Source organism: Xanthomonas arboricola pv. guizotiae (assembly GCF_002940205.1).
Classification (GTDB): domain Bacteria; phylum Pseudomonadota; class Gammaproteobacteria; order Xanthomonadales; family Xanthomonadaceae; genus Xanthomonas; species Xanthomonas arboricola_C.
The window spans coordinates 196,499-203,738 of record NZ_MDSK01000002.1; the positions used below are offsets into that span (position 1 = coordinate 196,499).

The 7,240-nt window shown below is 65.9% G+C and carries 5 protein-coding genes; all 5 read left to right on the top strand.

Annotated features, from left to right (window positions below; all coding sequences use genetic code 11):
- Nucleotides 1–64: 64 nt before the first annotated feature.
- The 5 genes from XarbCFBP7408_RS02495 (at nucleotide 65) to XarbCFBP7408_RS02515 (ending at nucleotide 6,975) form a co-directional block, all read left to right on the top strand.
- Entirely contained in the window at nucleotides 65–2,674 is a 2,610-nt protein-coding gene (locus tag XarbCFBP7408_RS02495; RefSeq protein WP_104561071.1) for a bifunctional aspartate kinase/diaminopimelate decarboxylase, read from the top strand.
- A complete protein-coding gene (locus tag XarbCFBP7408_RS02500; protein WP_104561073.1) occupies nucleotides 2,658–3,116 on the top strand; it encodes a hypothetical protein in 459 nt (152 codons plus the stop codon). Before XarbCFBP7408_RS02495 ends, XarbCFBP7408_RS02500 begins: the two co-directional genes overlap by 17 nt.
- On the top strand, nucleotides 3,113–4,468 hold the full coding sequence (gene murL / locus XarbCFBP7408_RS02505; RefSeq protein ID WP_104561075.1) for a UDP-N-acetyl-alpha-D-muramoyl-L-alanyl-L-glutamate epimerase: 1,356 nt from the start codon (nucleotides 3,113–3,115) through the stop codon (nucleotides 4,466–4,468). Before XarbCFBP7408_RS02500 ends, murL begins: the two co-directional genes overlap by 4 nt.
- Nucleotides 4,449–5,858: a UDP-N-acetylmuramoyl-L-alanine--D-glutamate ligase gene (gene murD / locus XarbCFBP7408_RS02510; protein WP_104561077.1), complete on the top strand. Its 1,410-nt coding sequence runs from the start codon at nucleotides 4,449–4,451 to the stop codon at nucleotides 5,856–5,858. The genes murL and murD overlap by 20 nt, the downstream gene beginning before the upstream one ends.
- A gap of 316 nt (nucleotides 5,859–6,174) precedes the next feature.
- The gene (locus XarbCFBP7408_RS02515) at nucleotides 6,175–6,975 is read left to right on the top strand and encodes a dienelactone hydrolase family protein (protein WP_181106779.1); all 801 of its coding nucleotides are present in this window, start codon (nucleotides 6,175–6,177) and stop codon (nucleotides 6,973–6,975) included.
- The last annotated feature ends 265 nt before the right edge of the window (nucleotides 6,976–7,240 follow it).

The window sequence follows — 7,240 nt, forward strand, 5'->3', positions numbered from 1 at the left end:
GTAGAATCGGAGGTTCCGCCCGGCGTACCGGGCGTCTTCCCCCTCATCCTAAACGCCTATCTCCATGTCAGCTCCCCACTCTACCGATCGTTGGATCGTCCTCAAGTTCGGCGGCACCTCGGTGTCGCGTCGTCATCGCTGGGACACGATTGGAAAACTGGCGAGCAAACGGGCCAACGAGACCGGCGGCCGCGTGCTGGTGGTGGTGTCCGCACTGTCGGGCGTGACCAACGAACTCACCGCGATTGCCGATGGCGCCGCCGATAGCGCGCAGCGCGTGGCCGCGCTGGAACAACGCCATCGCGAGTTCCTGGCCGAGCTGGAACTGGATGCCGATGCAGTGCTGGGCGAGCGCCTTGCCGCGCTGCATGCATTGATCGGCGATGCGCGCGCGGCAACCCGCACGCTGGACTGGCAGGCCGAGGTGCTGGGGCAGGGCGAGTTGCTGTCGTCCACCATCGGTGCAGCGTATCTGTATGCCAGCGGCCTGGACATGGGCTGGCTGGATGCGCGCCAGTGGCTGTCGGCGCTGCCGCCGCAGCCCAATCAAAGCGAATGGTCCAAGCGCCTGTCGGTGTCCTGCCAGTGGCAGTCCGACGCCGACTGGCGCGCGCGTTTCGCTGCGCAGCCCACCCGCCTGCTGATCACCCAGGGCTTCATTTCGCGGCACGCCGATGGCGGCACCGCGATCCTGGGGCGTGGCGGTTCGGATACCTCGGCGGCGTATTTCGGTGCGCTGCTCGGCGCCAGCCGGGTGGAAATCTGGACCGATGTGCCCGGCATGTTCAGCGCCAACCCGAAGGACGTGCCGGACGCGCGGCTGCTGACCCGCCTGGACTATTACGAGGCGCAGGAAATCGCCACTACCGGTGCCAAGGTGCTGCATCCGCGGTCGATCAAGCCATGCCGCGATTCCGGCGTGCCGATGGCGATCCTGGATACCGAGCGCCCCGATCTGCCCGGCACCAGCATCGACGGCAATGCCGAGCCGGTGCCGGGCGTCAAGGCGATCAGCCGGCGCAACGGCATCGTGCTGGTGTCGATGGAAGGCATCGGCATGTGGCAGCAGGTGGGCTTCCTGGCCGATGTGTTTACCCTGTTCAAGAAACATGGCCTGTCGGTGGACCTGATCGGTTCGGCCGAGACCAATGTCACCGTGTCGCTGGACCCGTCCGAGAACCTGGTCAATACCGATGTGCTGGCGGCGTTGTCGGCCGATCTGTCGCAGATCTGCAAGGTCAAGATCATCGTGCCGTGTGCGGCGATCACCCTGGTCGGGCGCGGCATGCGCTCGCTGCTGCACAAGCTCTCCGACGTGTGGGCCACGTTCGGGCAGGAGCGCGTGCACATGATCTCGCAGTCGTCCAACGACTTGAACCTTACTTTCGTCATCGATGAAGCCGATGCCGATGGCCTGCTGCCGATCCTGCATGCGGAACTGATCGACAGTGGCGCGATGCCGGTGAGCGAAGGCGAGGTGTTCGGGCCGCGCTGGCGCGAGATCATCGGCTCGGTGCGCCCGCGGCCCACGCCGTGGTGGCATGCCGAGCGCGCGCATCTGCTGACATTGTCCAAGGCCGGCACGCCGCGTTACGTCTATCACCTGCCCACGGTGCGTGCGCGGGCGCAGGCGCTGGCGCAGATCGCGGCGGTGGATCAGCGTTATTACGCGATCAAGGCCAATGCGCATCCGGCGATCCTGATGGCGCTGGAACAGGCCGGGTTCGGGCTGGAATGCGTCTCTCATGGCGAATTGCGCCGCGTATTCCAGGTGCTGCCCGAGCTGTCGCCGCGGCGCGTGCTGTTCACTCCGAGTTTCGCGCCCAAGGCCGAATACGAAGCGGGATTTGCGCTGGGCGTGACCGTCACCGTCGACAACGTCGAAGCATTGCGGCGCTGGCCGGAGGTGTTCCGTGGCCGCAACGTGTGGCTGCGCATCGACCTGGGGCATGGCGACGGCCATCACGAGAAGGTCAAGACCGGCGGCAAGGCGTCCAAGTTCGGCTTGTCGTCCACGCGCGTGGATGAGTTCGTGGAGGTGGCGCGCACGCTGGAGGTCACCATCACCGGTGTGCATGCGCACCTGGGCAGTGGCGTGGAGACCGGCGAACACTGGCGGATGATGTACGACGAACTGGCCGGCTTCGCGCGCCGCATCGGCACGGTGGAGACCATCGATATCGGTGGCGGCCTGCCGATTCCGTACAGCGCCGAGGACGAACCGTTCGATCTGGAGCTGTGGGCCAGGGGCCTGGCCGAGGTCAAGGCGGTGCATCCGGGCTATCGGCTGGCGATCGAGCCGGGCCGCTATCTGGTGGCCGAAGCCGGCGTCTTGCTCGCCAGCGTCACGCAAGTGATCGAGAAGGACGGCGTGCAGCGCGTGGGCCTGGATGCAGGCATGAACACGCTGATCCGTCCCGCGCTGTACGACGCCTGGCACGACATCGAAAACCTCAGCCAGCTCGATGCGCCGGCCGATGGCAGCTTCGATATCGTCGGGCCGATCTGCGAATCCTCCGATGTGTTCGGCAGGCGCCGTCGTCTGCCTGCCGCCACCGCGCCGGGCGATGTGATGCTGCTGGCCGATGCCGGTGCCTACGGTTACTCGATGGCCAGCACTTACAACCAGCGCGAATTGCCGCGCGAAGAGGTGATCGATGCGCCCGCAGGCTGAGTTCATTGCACTCAGTACGCTGGCCGGTGGCGCTGCGATCGTGTTCGCCACCGCGCTGCAGCAACTGAGCCTGGGCATGCCGTGGAGCGACACCTTCAAATGGGCGCTGCCCGCGCTGGTTGCCGCCGGTATCGGCGCATGGTTGGCCGGGCGTTGGCAACGTCGGCGCGACGCGCGGGTTCCCACGCGTCGCAGTGGCGGGATGGCAGTGCGTACGGTGCTGTTGAGCGCGCTGAGTTATGTGCCGGTGGTGGCGCTGTATCTCGCCGTCGCCTTCGCGGTGTCCGGAGATCCCGCAACCGCACGTCCGGATGTGCTGTTGCTGGCGGTGTTGTTCGGTTGCCTGCCGCTGCTGTGGGCTGCGGTGCCGTTTTCCATGATTGAATATGTCCTGTGCCGGCGTTATCTGCGTCGCGTACGTGTTCCTGCAGGTAGTCCATGAGCGCTTTCGACAAACACCAGATCTCCACCTTCCGTTTCGTGCGTTGCGCACTCGACGCGCAGACCGGCGTGGCGACGCTGGTGTATGCCTTCGATCAAGGGCCGGAGCTGGTCGAGACCGTCGCGGTGCCGGGCGCACCGTTCGTGCTGGACGGCGCGAAGGGCGCTGCCGTGCAACAGGCATTGCAGCTGCTGCATCTCATCGCTGGCGTGAGTTACTACAAGGCTGCAGTGCCGCCGACCATTGCCATCGACAGCTACGGCATTGATGCCGAAACCGCTGCGCTGGTGGAAAGCGTCTATCTGCACGGCCTGGGCGAGTTCGCCTATCGCAATGGCTTGAACCTGCACGGCAAGATCCACTTCCCGGTGGCTGCACTGGCTGCCGGCGATGCGCCGGCGCTGGGCCTGCGCGAGCATGCGCTGGTGGCGATCGGTGGCGGCAAGGATTCGCTGGTCAGTATCGAAGCGCTGCGGCATGCCGGCATCGAGCAGACCGTCAGCTGGATCGGCGGCTCGCAGCTGATCCGGGCCTGCGCCGAGCGCACCGGTTTGCCGGTGCTCAATATCGGCCGCGTGCTGGCACCGGAATTGTTCGAGCTCAATCGCCAGGGCGCCTGGAACGGGCATATCCCGGTCACCGCGGTGAATTCGGCCATCCTGGTGTTGTCGGCCTTGCTCAACGGCGTGGACCAGGTGGTGTTTTCCAACGAGCGTTCGGCCAGTTACGGCAGCCAGATTCCCGGCACCGGCGAGGTCAATCACCAGTGGTCCAAGGGTTGGGCGTTCGAGCAAGCGTTCGGCGATTACGTGCAGCGGCACGTGGCAGCCGACCTGCGCTATTACTCGCTGCTGCGGCCGTTGTCGGAGCTGGCGGTGGCGCGCCAGTTCGCCAGGACCGATCACTACGACGCGCATTTTTCCAGCTGCAACCGCAACTTCCACATCATGGGCGAGCGCCCGGTACATCGCTGGTGCGGGGTTTGCCCGAAGTGCCATTTCGTGTTCCTGGCATTGGCGCCGTTCATGCCCAAGACGCGGCTGGTCAAGATCTTCGGGCGCAATCTGCTCGACGATGCAACCCAGGCCGGCGGCTACGATGCGCTGCTGGAATTCCAGGACCACAAGCCGTTCGAATGCGTCGGCGAAGGCCGCGAATCGCGCGCGGCGATGGCGGTGCTGGCCAGCCGCGCCGAATGGAAGGAAGACGCGCTGGTGCTGCGTTTCATTCGCGAGATCCAGCCGCAGCTGGACCAGCAGGCGCTGCAGCTGGAGCCGTTGCTGGCCATCGACGGCGAACACCGGATTCCGTCGGCGCTGTGGGAGCGCGTGCGTGCGAATTTCGCAGCTTGAGGGCAAGGCGGTTGCGTTATGGGGCTGGGGGCGCGAAGGACGCGCCGCGTATCGCGCACTGCGCGCCGCGTTGCCCACGCAAACGCTGACGGTGTTCTGCAACGCCGAAGAAGCGCGCGAACTGGATACGTTGGCAGATGCGGCCTTGCAGGTGGAAACCGATGCCAGCGCGCAGGCGCTGGGCCGGTTCGAGGTGGTGGTGAAATCGCCCGGCATCAGCCCGTATCGCCCCGAGGCGCACACCGCCGCAACCGAGCACGGCACGCAATTCATCGGCGGCACCGCGTTGTGGTTTGCCGAGCACGCGCAGCCGGATGGCAGCGTGCCTGGCGCCATCTGCGTCACCGGCACCAAGGGCAAGAGCACCACTACCGCGCTGCTGGCGCATCTGCTGCGTGCGGCCGGCCATCGCACCGCCCTGGTCGGCAATATCGGCCAACCCCTGCTGGAAGTGCTGGCGCCGCAACCACCCCCGACGTATTGGGCGATCGAGTTGTCCAGCTACCAGACCGGCGAGGTCGGGCGCAGTGGCGCGCGTCCCGAGCTGGCACTGGTGTTGAACCTGTTTCCCGAACATCTGGACTGGCACGGCGATGAGGCGCGCTATGTGCGCGACAAGCTGTCGCTGGTGACCGAAGGTCGGCCGCGGATCGCCTTGCTCAATGCCGCCGATCCGCTGCTTGCCGGCTTGCAGTTGCCCGACAGCGAGGTGCGTTGGTTCAACCATGCCGATGGCTGGCACCTGCGCGGCGATGTGGTGTATCGCGGCGACCAAGCCATCTTCGATACTGCCGACGTGCCGCTGCCCGGCGAGCACAATCGCCGCAACCTGTGCGCGGTGCTGGCAGCGCTGGAAGCGCTGGGCCTGGACGCTGCGGCACTGGCGCCGGCGGCACTGAGTTTTCGTCCGTTGCCGAACCGCCTGCAGTTATTGGGCAGCGTGGACGGCATCAGCTACGTCAACGATTCGATCAGCACCACGCCGCATGCGTCGCTGGCCGCATTGGCCTGCTTTGCCCAGCGTCGCGTCGCGTTGCTGGTGGGCGGGCATGACCGCGGCCTGGACTGGCACGATTTCGCCCGGCAGATGGCGCAGCAGGCGCCGCTGGAGATCGTCACCATGGGCGCCAATGGCCCGCGTATCCATGCGTTGCTGGCGCCGCTGGCCGACGCCGGGCGCTTCGGCTTGCATGCCGCAAACGATCTGCAACACGCCATGCAGCTGGCGCGCGATGCGCTGGGCGAGCAGGGCGGTGTAATGCTGCTCTCGCCGGGTGCGCCGAGCTTCGGTGCCTACAGCGACTATGTTGCACGCGGCCGGCACTTCGCGCAGCTGGCCGGATTCGACCCGGCGGCGATCAGCGCAATCCCTGGGTTGGGCGTGCATTAACAGGAGCCGATACACCGGCTGCGCGCATCAGCAGGTGGGCGGAGGCGGTGCTCGGGATCAGTTTGTACCAGACGCTGCAGGTCATCGCGCTGTCCACGCTGACTGACGACTGCTCGCGACGTTGTGTTGTCTGCTTTAACTCCGGCGCCGCTGCGTTGATGCGGTTACCTTGCACGCCGGCACGCGCAGCGGATGCCGAGGTGCTGAACGCGCTTCGACCAGCCAACTGCCGGTGCAGTTGCCGACAGCGCCGATGACGACCCCTCCTGCACGGCGGCAGCGCCTACACTCGCCGCACCATCCTGGGAGCAAGCACATGCACAAGCAATGGACATGGCGTGGCGTTGGGTTGATCGGTGTCCTGGCCTCGCTGGCCTTCCCCGCAGCGGCGGCAATGCAGGCAAAACCGCTGGAATGGAAGATCGGCAGGGACACCTATAGCGGTGTGCTGGTCTACGACGATGCCGGCGATGCCAAGCGCCCGGGCCTGGTGATGGTGCCCAACTGGCGCGGCGTCAACGACTCGGCGGTGACCAAGGCCAAGCAGCTGGCCGGCGACGATTACGTGGTGCTGGTGGCCGATGTGTACGGCAAGGGCAAGCGCCCCGCCAACGACAGCGAGGCCGGGCAGTTCGCCGGCGCGCTGAAGAAGGATCCCCCGGAGCTGCGCGCACGTGCGCTGAAAGCAGTGGCGGTGCTCAAGGCGCAGGCCGGCACCGCGCCCCTGGATGCAGCGCGCATCGGTGCGGTGGGCTTCTGCTTCGGTGGTACCACGGTGCTGGAACTGGTGCGCGCAGGCGCGCAGCTGGCCGGTGTGGTCAGCCTGCACGGCGGCATTGCCACTCCCAGTCCGGCAGCCGCCGGCTCGGCCAAGACGCCGTTGCTGGTGCTCAACGGTGCCGACGACAAGAGCGTGAGCAAGGCGGATATTGCTGCGTTCGAAACCGAGATGAATGCAGCGGGTGCGGACTGGCAGTTCGTCAACTTCAGCGGCGCGGTGCATTGCTTTGCCGAGGCCGATGCCAACAGCCCACCGGGCTGCCTGTACAACCCGCGTGCGGCCAAGCGTGCGTATCGCATGCTGGGCGATTTCTTCGACGAGCGGTTTGGTGAGTAGCCGGGATTGGGGATTGGGGATTCGGGATTCGCAAAAGCGTGGGTCCCGTGCTTCAACGCATCTCCCGCCGGAGCTTGTGCTCCGGGGGGCGCTGACCAATCATTCGGCTAACGGATGCGGGGATTCGTCAATGCGCGAACTAGGTCCTGTTAACGCTAGTGGCTGGGGAGATTAAACTATTGGACATGGAGATCACGCCAGCACAATTTGCCCTCATCGAACATTGCTTACCTGTGCAGCGCGGCAATGTCAGCATGACCAACCT